The 19,733-nt window shown below is 64.8% G+C and carries 11 protein-coding genes; 4 read left to right on the forward strand and 7 right to left on the reverse strand.

The window, feature by feature from the left end; translation table 11 throughout:
- Positions 1-3: 3 nt before the first annotated feature.
- Entirely contained in the window at positions 4-1,056 is a 1,053-nt protein-coding gene (locus tag JKF87_RS14100; protein ID WP_201100529.1) for a L,D-transpeptidase family protein, read from the forward strand.
- Here JKF87_RS14100 and JKF87_RS14105 read toward each other — a convergent pair.
- From JKF87_RS14105 to rpsL, 5 genes are all read right to left on the reverse strand, one after another.
- Positions 1,053-2,648, reverse strand: a complete 1,596-nt coding sequence (locus JKF87_RS14105) for a carboxylesterase/lipase family protein (RefSeq protein ID WP_201100530.1) — start codon at positions 2,646-2,648, stop codon at positions 1,053-1,055. The genes JKF87_RS14100 and JKF87_RS14105 overlap by 4 nt on opposite strands.
- Positions 2,649-2,825: 177 nt before the next feature.
- Entirely contained in the window at positions 2,826-4,016 is a 1,191-nt protein-coding gene (gene tuf / locus JKF87_RS14110; protein ID WP_201100531.1) for an elongation factor Tu, read from the reverse strand.
- Between the two features lie 110 nt (positions 4,017-4,126).
- Positions 4,127-6,205: an elongation factor G gene (gene fusA, locus JKF87_RS14115; RefSeq protein ID WP_201100532.1), complete on the reverse strand. Its 2,079-nt coding sequence runs from the start codon at positions 6,203-6,205 to the stop codon at positions 4,127-4,129.
- 151 nt (positions 6,206-6,356) lie between these two features.
- Positions 6,357-6,830: a 30S ribosomal protein S7 gene (gene rpsG, locus JKF87_RS14120; RefSeq protein WP_201100533.1), complete on the reverse strand. Its 474-nt coding sequence runs from the start codon at positions 6,828-6,830 to the stop codon at positions 6,357-6,359.
- Positions 6,831-6,924: 94 nt separating this feature from the next.
- On the reverse strand, positions 6,925-7,299 hold the full coding sequence (gene rpsL / locus JKF87_RS14125) for a 30S ribosomal protein S12 (RefSeq protein ID WP_021697983.1): 375 nt from the start codon (positions 7,297-7,299) through the stop codon (positions 6,925-6,927).
- A 453-nt stretch (positions 7,300-7,752) separates the two neighbouring features.
- Here rpsL and JKF87_RS14130 point away from each other — a divergent pair, with 453 nt between their 5' ends.
- Both JKF87_RS14130 and JKF87_RS14135 read left to right on the forward strand, forming a co-directional pair.
- A complete protein-coding gene (locus tag JKF87_RS14130; protein ID WP_201100534.1) occupies positions 7,753-8,439 on the forward strand; it encodes a hypothetical protein in 687 nt (228 codons plus the stop codon).
- Positions 8,436-9,257, forward strand: a complete 822-nt coding sequence (locus JKF87_RS14135) for a hypothetical protein (protein WP_201100535.1) — start codon at positions 8,436-8,438, stop codon at positions 9,255-9,257. Before JKF87_RS14130 ends, JKF87_RS14135 begins: the two co-directional genes overlap by 4 nt.
- Before the next feature lie 64 nt (positions 9,258-9,321).
- Here JKF87_RS14135 and rpoC read toward each other — a convergent pair whose 3' ends face one another.
- On the reverse strand, positions 9,322-13,518 hold the full coding sequence (gene rpoC, locus JKF87_RS14140) for a DNA-directed RNA polymerase subunit beta' (protein WP_201100536.1): 4,197 nt from the start codon (positions 13,516-13,518) through the stop codon (positions 9,322-9,324).
- 104 nt (positions 13,519-13,622) lie between these two features.
- The gene (gene rpoB / locus JKF87_RS14145; protein WP_201100537.1) at positions 13,623-17,738 is read right to left on the reverse strand and encodes a DNA-directed RNA polymerase subunit beta; all 4,116 of its coding nucleotides are present in this window, start codon (positions 17,736-17,738) and stop codon (positions 13,623-13,625) included.
- 391 nt (positions 17,739-18,129) lie between these two features.
- On the opposite strand from rpoB, the gene JKF87_RS14150 reads away from it, so the two are divergent.
- Positions 18,130-19,692 carry a thioredoxin family protein gene (locus tag JKF87_RS14150; protein ID WP_201100538.1) on the forward strand — a complete coding sequence of 521 codons (1,563 nt, stop codon included), beginning with the start codon at positions 18,130-18,132 and terminating at the stop codon, positions 19,690-19,692.
- The last annotated feature ends 41 nt before the right edge of the window (positions 19,693-19,733 follow it).

A 19,733-nucleotide genomic window follows, 5' to 3' on the forward strand; every position in this document is an offset into this window, starting at 1 on the left:
TTGATGATCCGCCGCCTGACGCCCGCCGCCCTCGCCAGCCTCGCCGTTCTCACCGCCTGCAGCCCCTCCCCCGACAATCGGTCGGGCAACCAGACTGAGCAGGCGGGCGCGGCCGGCCCGCTGTCCGCCCAGGCCATCGAGAACGCCGCCTATAGGCCTGTTCTCCCGGACGCCCAGCCTCAGTCCCCCGGCGCCGCTCAGACGACGCCCCAACCCGATCCGGCGCTGATCCGGGCGCAGGTTCTGCTGGAGCGCGCCCGCTTCTCGCCCGGCGCCATCGATGGTCTGGCGGGCTCCAACATGCGTCAGGCCATCACCGCCTATCAGAAGGCCAAGGGGATGAAGGACGACGGCCAGCTGACGCCCGAGGTCATGGATCGTCTGCGGGCCGAGGGCTCCGGCGCCGTCACCACCACCTACGAAATCACCCAGCAGGACATCGACGGCCCCTATATGGGCGTCGTCCCGACGGACCTTGAGAAACAGGGCCAGGCGGCCGCAATGAGCTATGGCGACATCGTCGAGGCCCTGGCCGAAAGGTTCCACGTCACCGAGGATCTGCTGCGCGCCATGAACCCGCGCGCCGACTTCAACCGCGCGGGCCAGAAACTGCTGGTTCCCGCCGTCGACAACCGCCCTCTGGCCGCCGATGTCGCCCGCATCGACGTGAACAAGGCCGAAGGCTCGGTGAAGGCCTTCGCCGCCGACGGCGCCCTGCTAGCCTATTTCCCCGCCACCATCGGCAGCACCGACAATCCGACGCCCAGCGGCACGCTGCGCGTCAACGGCGTCGCCCGCAATCCCGACTACACCTATGACCCGTCCAAACTCAGCTACGGCAGCGTGGGCAGGAAGGTCGTGGTCAAGCCCGGCCCGAACAACCCGGTCGGCGTGGTCTGGATCGATCTGAACAAGCCCAGCTACGGCATTCACGGCACGCCCGACCCGCATCTGGTCGGCAAGACGGCCTCGCACGGCTGTGTGCGCCTGACCAATTGGGACGTCTGGAAGCTGGCTGACAAGGTCAAGCCCGGCGTGACCGTCCGCTTCGTCTAGTGAACGGCCCCGAACGGCGTCCCGTCCCAGAAGTCGCAGTGGCGCCGTTCAAAGAAGTTGTCATCCAGCCGATCGCCCTGCGGCTGAAACACCCGCACTGGCCCCGCCCCCTCGACGCGGGGCCAGTCAGGACCAAAGTCCTTCTGGCCGAACCCGGCCCACAGGCCGCGCATCCGCGCCGAAAGCGCCTTCTGCTCCGGCGTGAACCGCTTCACGTCGGCGAAGATCCAACTGGTCCCGAACACATAGGCCAGTTCGCTGGCGTGATAGGCGCCCAGGTCCAGTCCCACGATCCGCTTCGGCAGGACGAAGGGCGCGTCCCGGTCTGCAAATTCATAGCCCCACACCGGCACATAGCGCGCCAGCTGACGCCGAAGAGCCTGTGACGGACAAGCGAACCTCTGATCGGTGAAATGTTCCGCGATGGCGTAGGCGGGGCCGTCCGGGCCGACCGGATATCGCGCCAGCACTCGTTCGCCGACATCGCCATACATCCAGATCGTCTCCTTCTGATAGCGGTCCACGTCCTTGACCTCATTGGCGAACAGTCGGCCCTCATCGCGGTTCGTGCCGATGATCACCGGCACGCGCGTGAACCGCCCTTCGTGGAAGGCCACGGCGGGGTTCTCCGGCACGGTGGCGTCCGTATGCACCGGCCCCCAGGAGCCATGGCCGTTCAGCCCTTCACGCACCGACGGCGCCCGTTGCACGCGCCATGCCGGCAGGCCCTTCAAGCAGGCCGCCTGCCCAGGTCCATCCTCGCACCCCAGGCTTCTGGCGAACTCCGGCCCCGCCCTGGCCGTCGCCTCGGCGCTGACCAGTGATGACGGCTCCAGGCACCCGCCGCTCTGCATGATGACGCGCTGAAACAGGCCTTCCGAACCGGGCGACGTCATCAGGTAACAGGCGCTCCACGCCCCCGCGCTCTCGGCGAAGAGTGTGACATTGCCCGGATCACCGCCGAAGGCCGCGATGTTCCGATGCACCCATTTCAGCGCGGCCTGCTGATCCATCAGCCCGAAATTGCCGCCATAGCCCTCGCCGTCCGCCTGAAAACCTGGATGGGCCAGCCAGCCCAGCGCGCCTAGCCGGTAGTTCAGCGTCACCACCACCCGGCCCTGCTCACGCGCCAGCAGCGACGGGTCATAGTTGGCGCCTGCCCCGATCGTGAAGGCGCCGCCGGGGATATAGACCATCACCGGCTTGGCTTCGTCCACTCCGGCTGGCGCATAGATGTTCAGATACAGGCAGTCTTCGGACCCGACGACGATGCCGCCGCCCCCGCCCAGGATCGCTCGCCGCCCGATGGCCTGGGTGCAGTCCGACCCCAGCCGCCTCGCATCCCTGACGCCATCCCACGCCGGGACCGGTTGCGGCGCCCGCCAGCGCAAGGCCCCGACCGGCGGCTGGCCGAACGGCACGCCCAGAAAGGCGCGAACGCCCGCCCCCTCGACGCCCCGCACCGTCCCCGCCTCGGTCGTCGCCAGCACAGGCCTGGCGTCGCTGGCGTAACGCACAGGATCCACCTTGCCCGGATGGGTGGCGCACGCGCCAAGCGCCAGAAGACAGATAAGCAGGGAAATCAGACGCATCAAAAACACAGACTGTTCGCGAGAAGGCGATAATGCCCGCCTCTCCCTTCCCCGTCATCCTCGGGCTTGCCCCACGATGACGCAGCCATGACGGTCGTCCCACAGCAAAACGGCCCCCGGATTTCTCCGGGGGCCGTTCTGTTACGCTACTGTTCGGCCCGAGGGCCGGATCTTCGATTACTCGACGATCTTGGCCACGACGCCGGCGCCGACGGTGCGGCCGCCTTCACGGATGGCGAAGCGCAGGCCCTGGTCCATCGCGATCGGCGTGATCAGCTCGACGTTCAGCTCGGCGTTGTCGCCGGGCATGATCATCTCAACGCCTTCCTTCAGCTGCACGATGCCGGTCACGTCCGTCGTGCGGAAGTAGAACTGCGGGCGGTAGTTCGTGAAGAACGGCGTGTGACGGCCGCCTTCTTCCTTGGTCAGGATGTAGGCTTCAGCCACGAACTTGGTGTGCGGCGTGATGGAGCCCGGCTTGCACAGCACCTGGCCGCGCTCGACGTCTTCACGCTTGGTGCCGCGCAGCAGAACGCCGACGTTGTCACCCGCTTGACCTTGGTCCAGCAGCTTGCGGAACATTTCAACGCCCGTGCAGGTCGTCTTCTGGACCGGACGGATGCCGACGATCTCGACTTCCTCACCGACCTTGACGATGCCCTTCTCGACGCGGCCCGTGACCACGGTGCCGCGGCCCGAGATCGAGAACACGTCTTCCACCGGCATCAGGAACGGCAGGTCCACCGGACGTTCCGGCTGCGGGATATAGGCGTCGACCGTCTCCATCAGCTTGATGACTTGCTGTTCGCCGATTTCCGGGTTCACGCCGTCGGTTGCAGCCTTGGCCGAACCCTTGGTGACCGGAATGTCGTCGCCCGGGAACTGGTACGAGCTCAGCAGCTCGCGCACTTCCATCTCGACCAGCTCAAGCAGTTCTTCGTCGTCGACCAGGTCGACCTTGTTCATGAAGACCACCAGGGCCGGCACGCCGACCTGACGGGCCAGCAGGATGTGCTCGCGGGTCTGCGGCATCGGGCCGTCAGCGGCCGAAACCACCAGGATCGCGCCGTCCATCTGCGCCGCGCCCGTGATCATGTTCTTCACATAGTCGGCGTGGCCGGGGCAGTCGACGTGCGCATAGTGACGGTTGGCCGTCTCATATTCCACGTGCGACGTGTTGATCGTGATGCCGCGGGCCTTTTCTTCCGGCGCAGCGTCGATGTCGGCGTAGTTCATCGCCTTGCCGCCGCCGGCCTTCGCCAGCGTCATCGTGATCGCAGCCGTCAGCGTCGTCTTGCCGTGGTCAACGTGGCCGATCGTGCCGATGTTGCAGTGCGGCTTCGTGCGTTCGAACTTTTCCTTGGCCATTCTCTAGCTCCTAAGGTCCCCGAACCGGGGGTTCCTGCAGTTTGGGGGTTAAGGACGCCCGGTCCTTACGGTCCGGGCGCTTTTAGGTCCGCTTTCCGAAAAGGGAAAGCTTAGGCGTACTTCTTGATCACTTCGTCGGCGACGTGTTGCGGCACCGGCTCGTAGTGATCGTATTGCATGGTGAACTGGGCGCGGCCCTGCGACATGCCGCGCAGCGTGTTCACATAGCCGAACATGTTGGCCAGGGGCACGAAGGCGTTAACAACCGTGGCGTTGCCACGCATGTCTTGGCCCTGGATCATGCCGCGACGTCCGTTCAGGTCGCCGATGACCGAACCGAGGTAGTCCTCGGGGGTCACGACCTCCACCGCCATGATCGGCTCGAGCAGCTTGGGAGCGCCCTTTTCCTTCAGTTCGCGGAAGGCCGCGCGGGCCGCGATTTCGAACGCCAGCACGCTGGAGTCGACGTCGTGGAACTTGCCGTCCGTCAGGGTCGCCTTGAAGTCGATCAGCGGGAAGCCGGCCAGCAGACCCGAATCCTTGATGGAGTTCAGACCCTTTTCGACGCCCGGGATGTATTCCTTGGGCACGGCGCCGCCGACGATCGAGTTCTCGAACACGAAGCCCGAGCCCGGCTCGCCGGGTTCGAAGGTGATCATGACGCGGGCGAACTGACCCGTACCGCCGGTCTGCTTCTTGTGCGTGTAGTCGATGTCGACCTTGCGGCCCAGCGATTCACGGTAGGCGACCTGCGGGGCGCCGATCGTTGCGTCGACCTTGTAGGTGCGGCGCAGGATGTCGATCTTGATGTCCAGGTGCAGTTCCCCCATGCCCTTCAGGATCGTCTGGCCCGACTCGTGGTCGGTCGAGACGGTGAAGGACGGATCTTCCGAAGCCAGCTTCGCCAGAGCGATGCCCAGCTTCTCTTGGTCAGCCTTGGTCTTGGGCTCGACCGAGATTTCGATCACGGGCGCCGGGAATTCCATCTTCTCGAGGATGATGGGCGACTTGATCGGATCGCACAGGGTGTCGCCCGTGCGGGTTTCCTTCAGGCCGGCCAGAGCGACGATGTCGCCGGCGTAGGCTTCCTTGATGTCCTCGCGGTTGTTCGAGTGCATCTGCAGCATGCGGCCGACGCGCTCTTTCTTGTCACGCGACGAGTTCAGCAGCGACATGCCGGTTTCCATCTTGCCCGAGTACAGGCGGCAGAAGGTCAGCGAGCCGACGAAGGGGTCGTCCATGATCTTGAACGCCAGAACCGACAGGGGCTCATCGTCCGAAGCCTTGCGGGTGACCGGCTCTTCCGTCTTGAAGTCGATGCCCGGGGTCGCCGGGATGTCGACGGGCGACGGCAGGTAGTCGATGACCGCGTCCAGCAGGGGCTGCACGCCCTTGTTCTTGAACGCCGAGCCGCCCAGGATCGGGTAGAAGGCGCCGGTCAGAACGGCTTTACGGATGCACTTCTTCAGGGTTTCGACCGAAGGCTCGTTGCCTTCCAGGTAGGCTTCCATCGCCTCGTCGTCGAGTTCGACGGCGTTGTCGATCAGGTACTGGCGGGCAGCGGCGACTTCGTCAGCCATGTCAGCCGGGATTTCGCGCACGTCAGCGTCGGCGCCGACGGTGTCGGTTTCCCAGACCAGGGCCTTCATCTCGACCAGGTCGATGACGCCCTTCAGCAGGTTTTCTGCGCCGATCGGCAGTTGGATCGGCACAGCCTTGGCGCCCAGACGGTCGCGGATCGATTCGACCGAGGCGTTAAAGTCGGCGCCGATCTTGTCCATCTTGTTGACGAAGACGATGCGCGGAACCTTGTACTTGTCGGCCTGGCGCCAGACGGTTTCCGTCTGCGGCTCAACACCGGCGTTGCCGTCCAGCACCGTCACGGCGCCGTCGAGCACGCGCAGCGAACGCTCGACTTCAATGGTGAAGTCCACGTGTCCGGGGGTGTCGATGATGTTGAGGCGCTTGCCTTTCCAGAAGGCGGTCGTCGCGGCCGACGTGATGGTGATGCCGCGTTCTTGTTCCTGGTCCATCCAGTCCATGGTGGACGCGCCATCGTGCGTCTCGCCCATTTTGTGGTTACGGCCGGTGTAAAACAGGATCCGCTCAGTCGTCGTCGTCTTGCCCGCGTCGATGTGGGCCATGATGCCGAAGTTGCGGTAGTCTTCGATTTTATGCGTGCGGGGCATAGGAGCGTCCCTTGAGGGCTTAGGACGCCCTGGAGCGCCCTCGGAAATGTCGGATAAGACGGCGCGGGCGATTTAGCTCAAACCGCCCGCGCCGGATAGTCTTAGATAGGAACCGTCCCATACCTTCGAAAGAGGGACGGTTTTAAGACACTTACCAGCGGTAGTGGCTGAACGCGCGGTTGGCTTCGGCCATCTTGTGGGTGTCTTCGCGCTTCTTGACCGCGGTGCCGCGGTTGTTCGAGGCGTCCAGCAGCTCGGCGGCCAGCTTTTCCGTCATGGTGTTTTCACCACGCTTGCGCGCAGCGTTCACCAGCCAACGGATGGCCAGGGCGCGGCGACGGTCCGGACGGACTTCGACCGGCACCTGGTAGGTGGCGCCGCCAACGCGACGCGAACGGACTTCGACCGAAGGCGCGACGTTGTCGAGGGCGGTGTGGAAGGTTTCGACCGCAGTGTGGTCTTTCTTCTTCTCAGCCAGAATGTCGAAGGCGCCGTAAACGATGTTTTCGGCGACGGCCTTCTTACCTTCGTACATGACGTAGTTCATGAACTTGGTGACGATCAGGTCCCCGAACTTGGGATCCGGCAGAACTTCACGCTTCTGGGCGCGGTGACGACGCGACATGGAGTATTCCTTGCAGTGCCCGACCTAGGCCGGGAAGATCTCGAAAGGCCTCCAGACCCGATGGGTCCAGAGGCGAATGATTGCCGCGAATGGCTTACTTCGGACGCTTGGCGCCGTAGTGCGAACGGCGCTGCTTGCGGTCCTTGACGCCTTGCGTGTCGAGCACGCCGCGCAGGATGTGGTAGCGAACGCCGGGCAAGTCCTTCACGCGGCCGCCGCGGATCAGAACAACCGAGTGTTCTTGCAGGTTGTGGCCTTCGCCGGGGATGTAGCAAACGGCTTCGTAGCCGTTCTTGGCCAGACGAACCTTGGCGACCTTACGCAGAGCCGAGTTCGGCTTCTTCGGGGTCGTGGTGTAAACGCGGGTGCAGACGCCGCGACGCTGGGGCGAACCCTCCAGAGCCGGAACCTTGTTACGGACGGGCTTGGGCTTGCGCGGCTTGCGGATCAGTTGGTTGATCGTAGGCATTGAGACAGGTCTCGACTTCTATTGGGGGGCGTGTGTCTTTCGACCGAAGCGCCCCGCGCCTTCTTGTGAACGAGGGACCATTCCCCCGCCCGGGTGTCATCGAGACTGATGTCGTAACGACAAACAGAAAAACCGGAACGCGCGCTTTGGGCGTTCCGGCGGCGCACAGGCCGTCCGTTCAATTGTCACGATCTCAGCAACCGGCGAACCGGCCACGCCTCGAAAGTGCGCGGCTTCTACGCCTGAAGGGGCAAAAGGTCAATATGCGTCGACCGCCCTGGAACCCGGCCACGTCTGCTCCACGAGTGACAGCACGACCGACCCAGAACGCGCTCGCCCGCCACTGCCCGAATCGCCTCATGCGGCAGCGACCACAGCCCTCGCGTGAATAAGTCCGAGACTCGCCTGAATCCAGCCATGCTTGCAGCCCAGCCTGATCGAACGGGAGGATGAATGGCTGGGCAGGACGGCGGCATTTCGGGCCTGAACTGGCGCACGACGGCGATCGTAGGCCTGTCGGCGGGCTTCAATGGCGTATTGATCGCCGCCCTGTCGTTCACTGATGCTGCAAGACCGCCCCAGAGAGGCGGCCCAATGCCGACGATCTTTGTCGAGATCGAACCACGCCCGCTGCTTGCCTATGAACGCACCCCGACGCTCGAGCGCGCAACAGCCACCGCCCCGGCGCGGAACGGGCCCGCTGAAGCGCCCAGCCCACCGGCCACCACAAGCGCGAGCGCGAGCGCCCTCAGCCCCCCTGTTCCCGCTTCGTCAGATATAGAAGACCGATGGCGCGTGGCGCCACGCGCGGACACTCCTTCCTTACGCATCCTCTCGTGCGACGCCCCTCAACACCTGTCGCCCGAGTTTCGTCGGCAATGCGATGACCGTCGTCTGCGGCTGGCGTCCGACGCGCGCTCCATCACCGGCACAGGCGATGCGGATCGTGATGCCGCTTTCGCCCGACAAGGCGCCCGGCGCCTGGCCGCGTGGGAGGCCCAGCGCGCCGATCCTTCACGCGTAGCAGCGACCTGCGAAAGCCCCAGTCCCGTCGCCGGTTGCGCCGACGTTAATATTCAGGTCGAGTTGTTCTCCAGTCGGGATGGCTTCCTGCCCAATCTCAGAAAGCGTCGTGAGTGAGCGTGTCGACCTATCCTGCACCATCAAGAATGGACTGGCGCAAGATCGGCCTGGGCACGGCTTCAGTGGGCATCAACCTGGCCCTGCTCGCCGCCCTGTCCTTCACCACACTGGGCATCAAGGGCCGTGCGCCGGTTGTCGAACCGCCCCTCATCTATCTCGATATCGAGCCTCGCCCCCTGCTGCCTGACGAGCGCCCGCGCCCGGCCGTCAGCGCGCCGGTGCAGGCGCAGACCCCACGATCTGAAACCCCAAGCCGCGCTCTGGTTCACGGCCCTACGACGTCCACGCCGACGACAACGCCGCAGGACCGTCCCTCCCCCATCAATCCGCGTATCGCCGCACCTGCGCCGCAAAGCGTTCCCGCGCCCGACAACCAATGGACGGTCAGCTCCGACCGCACGACCGCCATGGGCCGTGCGCTGCGCCAGGGCCTGTCAGGCTGCACAAATCCTCAGATGCTCAGTCGAGAAGAACGTCAACAGTGCGAGGACAGGCGGGCCCAGATCGGGCGGAACGCCGCCCCCATCACCGGCACCGGCAATCCAGCCCGCGACGCTGCCTTCGCCCGTGAAGGCGCGCGCAGACTGGCGCAATGGGAAGCAGATCGCCGTCCCCTGTCCGGCGGCGTCGGCATCGTCGGCCCGGCGGACTGTGTGGGCTCGAACTTCGGCACGGGCTGCGCGGGCGCGCAACTGGACCCCAGCCTGGCCCCGGACTCTTCCACCAACGTCCAGACCCGCCGCGACGGTCACCGTGCGGGCGGCGCGCCGATCACCCCCGGCGCCCCCGCTCCTCGGGAACGCTGGAAGGATTGAAAGAAAAAGGGCGGCACTGTCACCAGCGCCGCCCTCTTCATGTCGTCACTTCCGTAACCGCAGATCAGCCTTCGCTGCTCTCCAGCTCCAGTTGCAGATCGGCCGGCAGCGGCTCGATCGCGTCTTCGCGGGCCTGGGTCAGTTCCGCATCACGCTCGTTGGCGATCTTCTGCAGGCTGCGAAGGTAGGCGCCCGTACCGGCCGGGATCAGGCGGCCGACGATGACGTTTTCCTTCAGGCCTTCCAGCATGTCCTTCTTGCCGTGGACCGAGGCGTCGGTGAGGACGCGGGTGGTCTCCTGGAAGGACGCCGCCGAGATGAAGCTGCGGGTCTGCAGCGACGCCTTGGTGATGCCCAGCAGGACGGGCTGGGTGGTGGCCAGACGGCCGCCGCGCTTCTCGACCTTGGCGTTCTCGAGCACGGCTTCAGCCACTTCGACGGTGTCGCCGCGGATCAGGGTGGTTTCACCCGAATCCAGCACTTCAACCTTCTGCAGCATCTGACGCACGATGACTTCGATGTGCTTGTCGTTGATCGGCACGCCCTGCAGTCGATAGACCTCCTGCACTTCGTTCACCAGATACTCGGCCAGCGCCTCGACGCCCTGAATACGCAGCAGATCGTGCGGATCGGGGTTGCCGTCGATGATGTAGTCGCCCTTCTGGATCAGATCGCCGTCGTGGACGGAGATGTGCTTGCCCTTCGGGATCAGGAACTCGACCGGTTCGCCCTGCACGCCGTCGGCGTTGACTTCCGGCGTGATCTTGATGCGGCGCTTGTTCTTGTAGTCGCGGCCGAACTCAACCCGACCATCCATTTCGGCGATGACCGCGCAGTCCTTCGGACGACGGGCTTCGAACAGTTCGGCGACGCGCGGCAGACCGCCGGTGATGTCGCGGGTCTTGGCGCCTTCGGTCGGAACGCGGGCGATGATCTCACCCGGCTTGACCTCGTCGCCGTTCGACACGGACAGAACCGCGCCCACCGGCAGCAGGTAGCGGGCGTCGGAGCCCGACGACAGCTTGGCGTAGGCGTCGCCCAGGGTGACGCCCATGGCCGGACGCAGGTCCGAACCACGCGGGCTGGCGCGCCAGTCGGAAACCACGCGCTGGGCGATGCCCGTCGCTTCGTCGGTCTCTTCCTTGACGGACAGGCCTTCCACCAGGTCCTCAAAGCGGACGACGCCGCCCACTTCGGTCAGGATCGGGGTGGTGTAGGGGTCCCACTCGGCCAGACGTTGGCCGCGCTTCACTTCGCCGCCGTCCTTGACGCGGATGCGCGCGCCGTAGGGCGCCTTGTGCGTCTCGCGGTCCTTGCCGTCGACAACAACGGTCACGGTGACGTTGCGGCTCATGGCCACCAGATCCCCGTGGGCCGCGACAACGGTCGGACCGGCGATGCGAGCGACACCGGCGTTGGTCGCCTCCATGAAGGAGGTTTCCGCAACCTGGGCCGTACCGCCGATGTGGAAGGTCCGCATCGTCAGCTGGGTGCCCGGTTCGCCGATCGACTGGGCGGCGATGACGCCGACCGCTTCGCCGATGTTGACGTTGGTGCCGCGCGCCAGGTCACGGCCGTAGCAGTGGGCGCAGATGCCGGCGTCGGCTTCACAGGTCAGGGCCGAACGGACCTTGACCGACTGAACGCCAGCGGCGTCGACGGCCTCGACCACTTCTTCCACCAGATAGGTGTCAGCAGGGAACAGGACCGTATCGGTGCCCGGCTCCTTGATGTCCTCGGCCGCATAGCGACCCAGGATGCGCTGACCCAGCGAGACCAGAACGTCGCCGCCCTCCATCACCGCGCGCAGGGTGATGCCGCGCGTCGAGCCGCAGTCCTGTTCGGTGACGATGCTGTCCTGCGCCACGTCCACCAGACGGCGGGTCAGGTAACCCGAGTTGGCGGTCTTCAGCGCGGTGTCGGCCAGACCCTTACGGGCGCCGTGGGTGGAGTTGAAGTATTCAAGGACGGTCAGGCCTTCCTTGAAGTTCGAGGTGATCGGGGTCTCGATGATCTCGCCGGAAGGCTTGGCCATCAGGCCGCGCATGCCGCCCAGCTGCTTCATCTGCGCCTGCGAACCACGGGCGCCGGAGTTGGCCATCATGAAGACCGAGTTGATGTCGGGGTTTTCACCCTCGATCAGAACGCGCGGTTGCGCGATCTCGGCCATCATGGCGTCAGCGATCCGGTCCGTCGCCTTGGCCCAGGCGTCAACCACCTTGTTGTACTTCTCGCCGCGCGTGATCAGGCCGTCGGCGTACTGTTGTTCGTACTCCTCGACTTGGGTGCGCGTTTCAGCAACCAGTTCAACCTTCTTGGCCGGAATGACGATGTCGTCCTTGCCGAAGGAGATGCCGGCCTTGGCGGCTTCGCGGAAGCCCAGGCCCATCATCTGGTCGGCGAAGATCACCGTCGCCTTCTGACCGCAGTGGCGATAGACCACGTCGATCAGGTTGCCGATTTCCTTCTTGGTCAGGTTCTTCTCAAGCAGGCGGTAGCCGACGTTCGGGTTACGCGGCAGCAGGGCGCCCAGCTTCATGCGGCCCGGCGTCGTGTCGATGACCTTGGTCACCTCATTGCCTTCGGCGTCCTGTTCCGTCCAGCGCGCCTTGATGCGCGTGTGCAGGGTCACGACCTTGGCGTCCAGCGCTGCGTCGATCTCGCCGATGTTGGCGAACAGCTTGCCTTCGCCCGGCTCGCCGTCCTTGACCAGCGACAGGTAGTACAGACCCAGGACGATGTCCTGCGACGGCACGATGATCGGCTTGCCGTTGGCGGGCGACAGGATGTTGTTCGTCGACATCATCAGGACGCGCGCTTCCAGTTGCGCCTCCAGCGACAGCGGCACGTGGACAGCCATCTGGTCGCCGTCGAAGTCCGCGTTGAACGCCGTACAGACCAGCGGGTGCAGGCGGATGGCCTTGCCCTCGATCAGCTTGGGTTCAAACGCCTGGATGCCCAGACGGTGAAGCGTCGGCGCGCGGTTCAGCAGAACCGGGTGCTCGCGGATGACCTCGTCCAGGATGTCCCAGACCTGCGGCTGCTCGCGCTCGACCATGCGCTTGGACTGTTTGACGGTGCCCGACAGGCCCTTGGCGTCCAGACGCGCGTAGATGAACGGTTTGAACAGCTCCAGCGCCATCTTCTTGGGCAGGCCGCACTCGTGCAGCTTCAGTTCCGGACCCACGGTGATGACCGAACGGCCCGAATAGTCGACGCGCTTGCCCAGCAGGTTCTGACGGAAGCGGCCCTGCTTGCCCTTCAGCATGTCGGCCAGCGACTTCAGCGGACGCTTGTTCGCGCCGGTGATGACGCGACCGCGACGGCCGTTGTCGAACAGGGCGTCGACGGATTCCTGCAGCATCCGCTTTTCGTTGCGGATGATGATGTCCGGCGCGCGGAGCTCCATCAGGCGCTTCAGGCGGTTGTTGCGGTTGATGACGCGGCGATACAGGTCGTTCAGGTCCGACGTCGCGAAACGGCCGCCGTCCAGCGGCACCAGCGGACGCAGTTCCGGCGGGATGACCGGCACGATGGTCAGGATCATCCACTCAGGTTTGTTGCCGGACTCGAGGAAGGCCTCGATCAGCTTCAGGCGCTTGGAGGCCTTTTTGGCCTTCATTTCCGAGGGGTTGTCGGCCAGTTCGCCACGGTGCTTTTCAGCCTCGGCGTGCAGGTCGATGCCCATCAGCAGGTTGCGGACGGCCTCGGCGCCGATCTCGGCCGTGAAGCCGTCGTCGCCGAATTCTTCCTGATAGCGATAGAACTCGTCTTCCGTCAGCAGTTGGTTCTGCTTCAGCGGCGTCAGACCCGGCTCGGTGACGATGTAGTTTTCGAAGTACAGGACGCGTTCCACGTCCTTCAGCGCCATGTCCAGCATCAGCGAGATGCGGCTCGGCAGCGACTTCAGGAACCAGATGTGGGCGACCGGGGCGGCCAGGTCGATGTGACCCATGCGCTCACGGCGAACGCGCGCCAGCGTAACTTCAACGCCGCACTTCTCGCAGATGATGCCCTTGTACTTCATGCGCTTGTACTTGCCGCACAGGCATTCGTAGTCCTTGGTCGGACCAAAGATACGGGCGCAGAACAGGCCGTCACGCTCGGGCTTGAACGTGCGATAGTTGATGGTTTCCGGCTTCTTGATCTCACCAAACGACCACGACCGGATCTTCTCGGGCGAGGCCAGAGCGATCTTGATCTGGTCGAAGGTCGGCGCGACCGGGACCGGGTTGAAGATGTTCAGGACTTCCTGGTTCATCTTTATTCCTTCTGCGGGGAAGACCCGCGAAAATTATTCAGAACGGAGAGGCAGGCGGCGGGACCGCCCTCCCCCGCCTTGGCGGGAGAGGGCTTTGATCCGGCTCAGCTGTTCTCCAGCTCCACGTTCAGACCCAGCGAACGCATTTCCTTGATGAGAACGTTGAAGCTCTCGGGAATGCCGGCTTCGAAGCTGTCGTCGCCACGGACGATGGCCTCGTAAACCTTGGTCCGGCCGGCGACGTCGTCGGACTTCACCGTCAGCATTTCCTGCAGGGTGTAGGCGGCGCCGTAAGCTTCCAGAGCCCAGACCTCCATTTCCCCGAAGCGCTGACCGCCGAACTGCGCCTTACCGCCCAGCGGCTGCTGGGTGACGAGCGAGTACGGGCCGATGGAGCGGGCGTGGATCTTGTCGTCGACCAGGTGGTGCAGCTTCAGCATGTAGATGTAGCCGACCGTGACCGGACGCTTGAACTGCTCGCCGGTCTGGCCGTCGTACAGGATCGACTGGGCCGACTTGTTCAGACCAGCTTCTTCCAGAAGACGTTCGATGTCGCCGATGTGCGCACCGTCGAAGACTGGGGTCGCGAAGGGCACGCCCTTGGACAGGTTGCGGGCCAGCTCGACCAGTTCTTCCTCATCCTGCGGCAGAGGGGTGTCCTCGCCGTAGATATGCGTCAGGCGGTCGATCAGGGCCTGCTTCTGACCACCCTGCTGCCAGGCTTCCAGCAGACCGGAAATCTGCTTGCCCAGGCCAGCGGCGGCCCAACCCAGGTGGGTTTCGAAGATCTGGCCGATGTTCATGCGCGACGGCACGCCCAGCGGGTTCAGAACGACGTCCACGTGGGTGCCGTCTTCCAGGTGCGGCATGTCCTCGATCGGCAGGATCTTGGAGATGACGCCCTTGTTTCCGTGACGGCCGGCCATCTTGTCGCCCGGCTGCAGCTTGCGCTTCACGGCCACGAAGACCTTGACCATCTTCATGACGCCAGGCGGCAGCTCGTCACCGCGCTGCAGCTTCTCGACCTTGTCTTCGAAACGACGGTCCAGTTGCTTGCGGGCGTCTTCGAACTGACGCTTCATGGCTTCCAGTTCGCCCTGGGTCTTCTCGTCGTCCAGAGCGATCTGCCACCACAGGCCGCGGCTGACTTCGGCCAGCTTCTCGTCGGTCAGTTCGCCGCGGCCGATGCCCTTCGGACCCGACACGGCGTTCTTGCCGATGATCAGCGGCTTCAGGCGGCCATAGACGTTGCGCTCAAGGATCTTGAGCTCGTCGTCGCGGTCCTTGCCGAGACGTTCGATTTCAGCGCGTTCGATGGCCAGGGCGCGTTCGTCCTTGTCCACGCCGTGACGGTTGAAGACGCGAACGTCAACGATCGTGCCGGCGACGCCGGGCGGCAGGCGCAGCGAGGTGTCACGGACGTCCGAAGCCTTCTCGCCGAAGATGGCGCGCAGCAGCTTCTCTTCCGGGGTCATCGGGCTTTCGCCCTTCGGCGTCACCTTGCCGACCAGGATGTCGCCCGGCTGGACTTCGGCGCCGATGGCCACGATGCCCGCTTCGTCGAGGTTGCGCAGGGCTTCCTCGCCGACGTTGGGGATGTCGCGGGTGATTTCTTCCGGGCCCAACTTCGTATCACGCGCCATCACTTCGAATTCCTCGAGGTGGATCGAGGTGAAGACGTCGTCGCGCACGATGCGCTCGGAGATCAGGATGGAGTCTTCGAAGTTGTAGCCGTTCCAGGGCATGAAGGCGACGAGGGCGTTGCGGCCCAGCGCCAGTTCGCCCAGGTCCGTCGACGGGCCGTCAGCAATGACGTCGCCGAACTTCACCTGGTCGCCCACGCGCACGATCGGGCGCTGGTTGATGCAGGTCGACTGGTTGGAGCGTTGGAACTTCGACAGGCGGTAGATGTCGACGCCCGAACGGGCGGCGTCCACGTCACCGGTGGCGCGCACGACGATACGCGTGCCGTCGATCTGTTCGACAACACCGTCACGACGCGCGACCACGACAGCGCCGGAGTCCACAGCCACGACCGCTTCCATGCCGGTGCCGACCAGCGGCGCGTCCGACTGCACCAGAGGCACGGCCTGACGTTGCATGTTCGCGCCCATCAGTGCGCGGTTGGCGTCATCGTTTTCCAGGAACGGGATCAGGGCCGCAGCGACCGAAACAACCTGCTTCGGCGACACGTCCATCATGTCCACGGCGTCCTTGTTCAGGAGCTGGGATTCACCGTTGATCCGGCCTGGAACCAGTTCTTCGACGATCTGGCCGTTCTTCAGTTCGATGTTGGCCTGAGCGATCGTGTACTTCGACTCTTCCATGGCCGAGATGTAGACCACCTCGTTCTGAGCCTGACCGTCCTTCACGCGACGATACGGGCTCTCGATGAAGCCGTACTTGTTGACGCGCGCGTGGGTGGCCAGCGAGTTGATCAGACCGATGTTCGGGCCTTCCGGCGTTTCAATCGGGCAGATGCGGCCGTAGTGGGTCGGGTGAACGTCGCGGACTTCGAAACCAGCGCGCTCACGCGTCAGACCGCCCGGGCCAAGCGCCGAAAGGCGACGCTTGTGGGTGATTTCCGACAGCGGGTTCGTCTGGTCCATGAACTGCGACAGCTGCGACGAACCGAAGAACTCGCGAACCGCAGCGGCGGCAGGCTTGGCGTTGATCAGGTCGTGCGGCATGACCGTGTCGATATCGACCGAGGACATGCGCTCCTTGATGGCGCGCTCCATGCGCAGCAGACCGACGCGGTACTGGTTTTCCAGCAGCTCGCCGACCGAACGGACGCGACGGTTGCCCAGGTTGTCGATGTCGTCGATCTCGCCGCGGCCGTCCTTCAGGCCGACCAGGATCTGGAGCACCTTCAGCACGTCGTCCTTGCGCAGGACGCGGATCTCGTCCGAAACCTCAGGGGTCTCCAGACGCATGTTCATCTTGACCCGGCCGACGGCCGACAGGTCGTAGCGTTCACTGTCGAAGAACAGCGAGTTGAACATGGCTTCGGCAGCCTCAGGGGTGGGCGGCTCGCCCGGACGCATCACGCGATAGACGTCGAACAGGGCGTCTTCACGGTTGTCGTTCTTGTCCACGCGCAGGGTGTTGCGCATGTAGGCGCCGACCGTGACGTGGTCGATGTCCAGCACTTCGATGGTGGTGAAGCCGTTTTGCTCCAGCACTTCGATGGTCGGAACGTCCAGTTCGTCGCCGGCTTCGGCGTAGATTTCGCCGGTTTCGTAGTTGACGGCGTCGTTGGCCAGATACTTGGTGACCAGGGCGTCAGCGGCCAGCGAAAGCGAGGTGGTTGTTTCACCCAGCTTCTTGGCGGCGCGCGCGCTGATCTTCTGACCAGCCTGGGCGATCACTTCGCCGGTGTCGGCGTCGACCAGATCGAACTCCGGCTTCACACCGCGCCAGCGTTCGGCCTTGTACGGCGTGACCCAGCCCTCGCCGCGCTTCTCGTAAGGCACGGTCTCGTAGAAGGTCTTCAGGATTTCTTCGCCGTCCATGCCCAGACCCATCAGGAAGGTCGTGGCGGGCAGCTTGCGGCGGCGGTCGATGCGGACATAGACCACGTCCTTGGCGTCGAACTCGAAATCGAGCCACGAACCGCGGTACGGGATCACGCGGGCGGCGAACAGCAGCTTGCCCGAGGAGTGGGTCTTGCCCTTGTCGTGGTCGAAGAAGACGCCCGGCGAACGGTGCATCTGCGAGACGATCACGCGCTCGGTGCCGTTGACGATGAAGGTGCCCTTGTCCGTCATGAGCGGGATGTCGCCCATATAGACGTCCTGCTCCTTGATGTCCTTGACCGAACGGGCTCCCGTTTCCTCGTCGGTTTCGAACACGATCAGGCGCAGCTTGACCTTCAGCGGCGCGGCATAGGTCATGTCGCGCTGAATGCACTCTTCAACGTCGTACTTGGGATCTTCGAACTCGTACGAGACGTATTCCAGGATCGCGCGTTCGTTGAAGTCCTTGATCGGGAACACCGACTTGAAGACCGCTTCGATGCCCTGCTCCTTGCGCTGGCCCGGACGGACCTCGCGTTGCAGGAACTGTTCGTAGGAGGCGCGCTGAACCTCGATCAGGTTCGGCATCTGCACCGCTTCGGGAATACGCCCGAAGGATTTGCGGATGCGCTTCTTGCCGGTGAACGAGGTGGCGGAAGCGATCTGACCGTTGATGGCGAGATCGTGGGAGGCGTCGGTCATTCAGTGTTTCCCATGCGCACGGTCCGGGAAAACCATGCGTGAAATGCAGCAGCCACGGCACGCGTTTCCACGTCCGCAGCCAGTTTTTTCGGCATCCACCCTCGGCCCGCTGCCGGGCCAGGACGCCTGAAATGTACCGGCTCCCTGGGAAGGAGCCGCGCCTTCGCTCCGGTCGGAGGGCGACGGACCGGGCCTCGGCGCTGAACGCGCAGACTCAATTGGAGTGTTGCGGGGAGGCGCACATATACGCGCTTCTTCGGCAAAATAAAGACCCTCGCAGAAGTCAAATTCGAACTTGGCGCCTATCCCCAATTTCTTTTGTCAGTTTCTTTGGCCGGAACGTCAGGTTTTCTCGCTTGCTCCAGGCCCGGCGGATCGCGTCCCTAGACAGATGCGCCCACTCCTCGCCTCGCTCGCCGCCCTCTCCGTCCTCGCCGTCGCCGCCTGCGGCCAGCCGGACAAGCCCGCCGATCCCGCCGCCGCCGCCGCCGCCGCGGGCGCAGAGGCGCACAAGATCGACTGGCGCGAGGGCGATGTCGAAGACGCCTTCGCCGAGGCCGCAGAAGCCAACAAGCCGGTGCTTCTCTATTGGGGCGCGGTCTGGTGCCCGCCCTGCAATCAGTTGAAGGCTGGCCTGTTCCAGGACCCGGAGTTTGTCGCCCGCACCCGCGATTTCATCCCCGTCTATCTGGACGGCGACTCCAAGGGCGCCCAGGCCTGGGGCCAGAGGTTCGGCATCAAGGGCTATCCGACCCTGATCGTCCTGCGCCCCGACCGGACCGAGATCACCCGCCTATCGGGCGGCGGCGATCCTGAAAAGGTCGAGGCCGTGCTGAAGGCCGCCCAGCGTGGCGGTCCGAACGCCAGCGAACTGCTGCAACGCGCCCTGGCTGATCCCGGCCGCCTGTCCGCCGACGACTGGACCCTGCTGTCCGAATACGGCTGGGCGGTGGATGCGGGCCGTCTGGTCAAGCCCGATGAGGCGACCGGCGTTCTTGAACGACTGGCCAGGGCCGCGCCCACCCTGATCCTGCAGCACCGTTTCGCCTTAGCCGCCCTGGCCCAGCGCCCCAAGGACGCGCCCGCCCTGCCCGCCGCGCGTCAGGCCGAGGTCCGCGCCCTGCTGGACGCCGTCTTGTCCAGTCCCGCCGAGGTCCGCGCCAATCGCGGCGCCCTGATCTACAGCGGCGTCGACGTCATCAAGGCAGCAGCTCCCGCCGGACCGGAACGCGCCCGCCTGTCCGCCGCCCTGATCCAGGCGCTGGACCGCGTTTATGACGACGCCACTCTGGGAACCCAGGACCGGCTCTCGACCACCTATGCCGACATCGCCGTCTTCCGCGCCCAGGCAGGCAAGGACGCCGCCGTTCCCACTGCTCTGCGCGACAAGGTGCGCCAGCGCGCGGCCTGGGCCGACCAGTCCGCCAAGACCGCCTATGAGCGTCAGTCCACCATCAGCACCGCCGCCAACCTTCTGTCCGAAGCAGGCGACAAGACGGGCGCCGAGGCCCTGCTGACCGCCGAACTCCAGAAGTCCAAGACCCCGTATTATTATATGCCAGAACTGGCGGATCTCGCCGAGGCGCGCGGGGACAAGGCCGCCGCCGTCGATTGGCTGCGCAAGGGTTATGAGACCGCCGAAGGCCCCGCCACCCGCGCCCAGTGGGGCGTCCTCTATGTCGACGGCTTGATTCGCCTGACCCCGCGCGACAAGACCGTCATTGAGACCGCCGCCGGTCAGGTCATCGGCGAACTGTCCGGCCAGCCCGACAGCTATCACCAGCGCACGCGCCAGCGGTTCGACACCCTGGGCAAGAGCCTGACCGACTGGAGCCGCGCCAACAACGGCGCCGCCGTGCTGGAGCGCCTGCGCGGACGCATCGCCGAAGCCTGCGCCGCCCAGACCGACGCCGACGCCCGCGCCGCCTGCCAGTCCTGGCTCAAGCCCGCCTGACCTGACGCCGCTGCATTGACAGTTCCGCCCTTGGCGTCATC

Source organism: Brevundimonas nasdae, from assembly GCF_016654005.1.
In the GTDB taxonomy this organism is placed as follows: domain Bacteria; phylum Pseudomonadota; class Alphaproteobacteria; order Caulobacterales; family Caulobacteraceae; genus Brevundimonas; species Brevundimonas nasdae.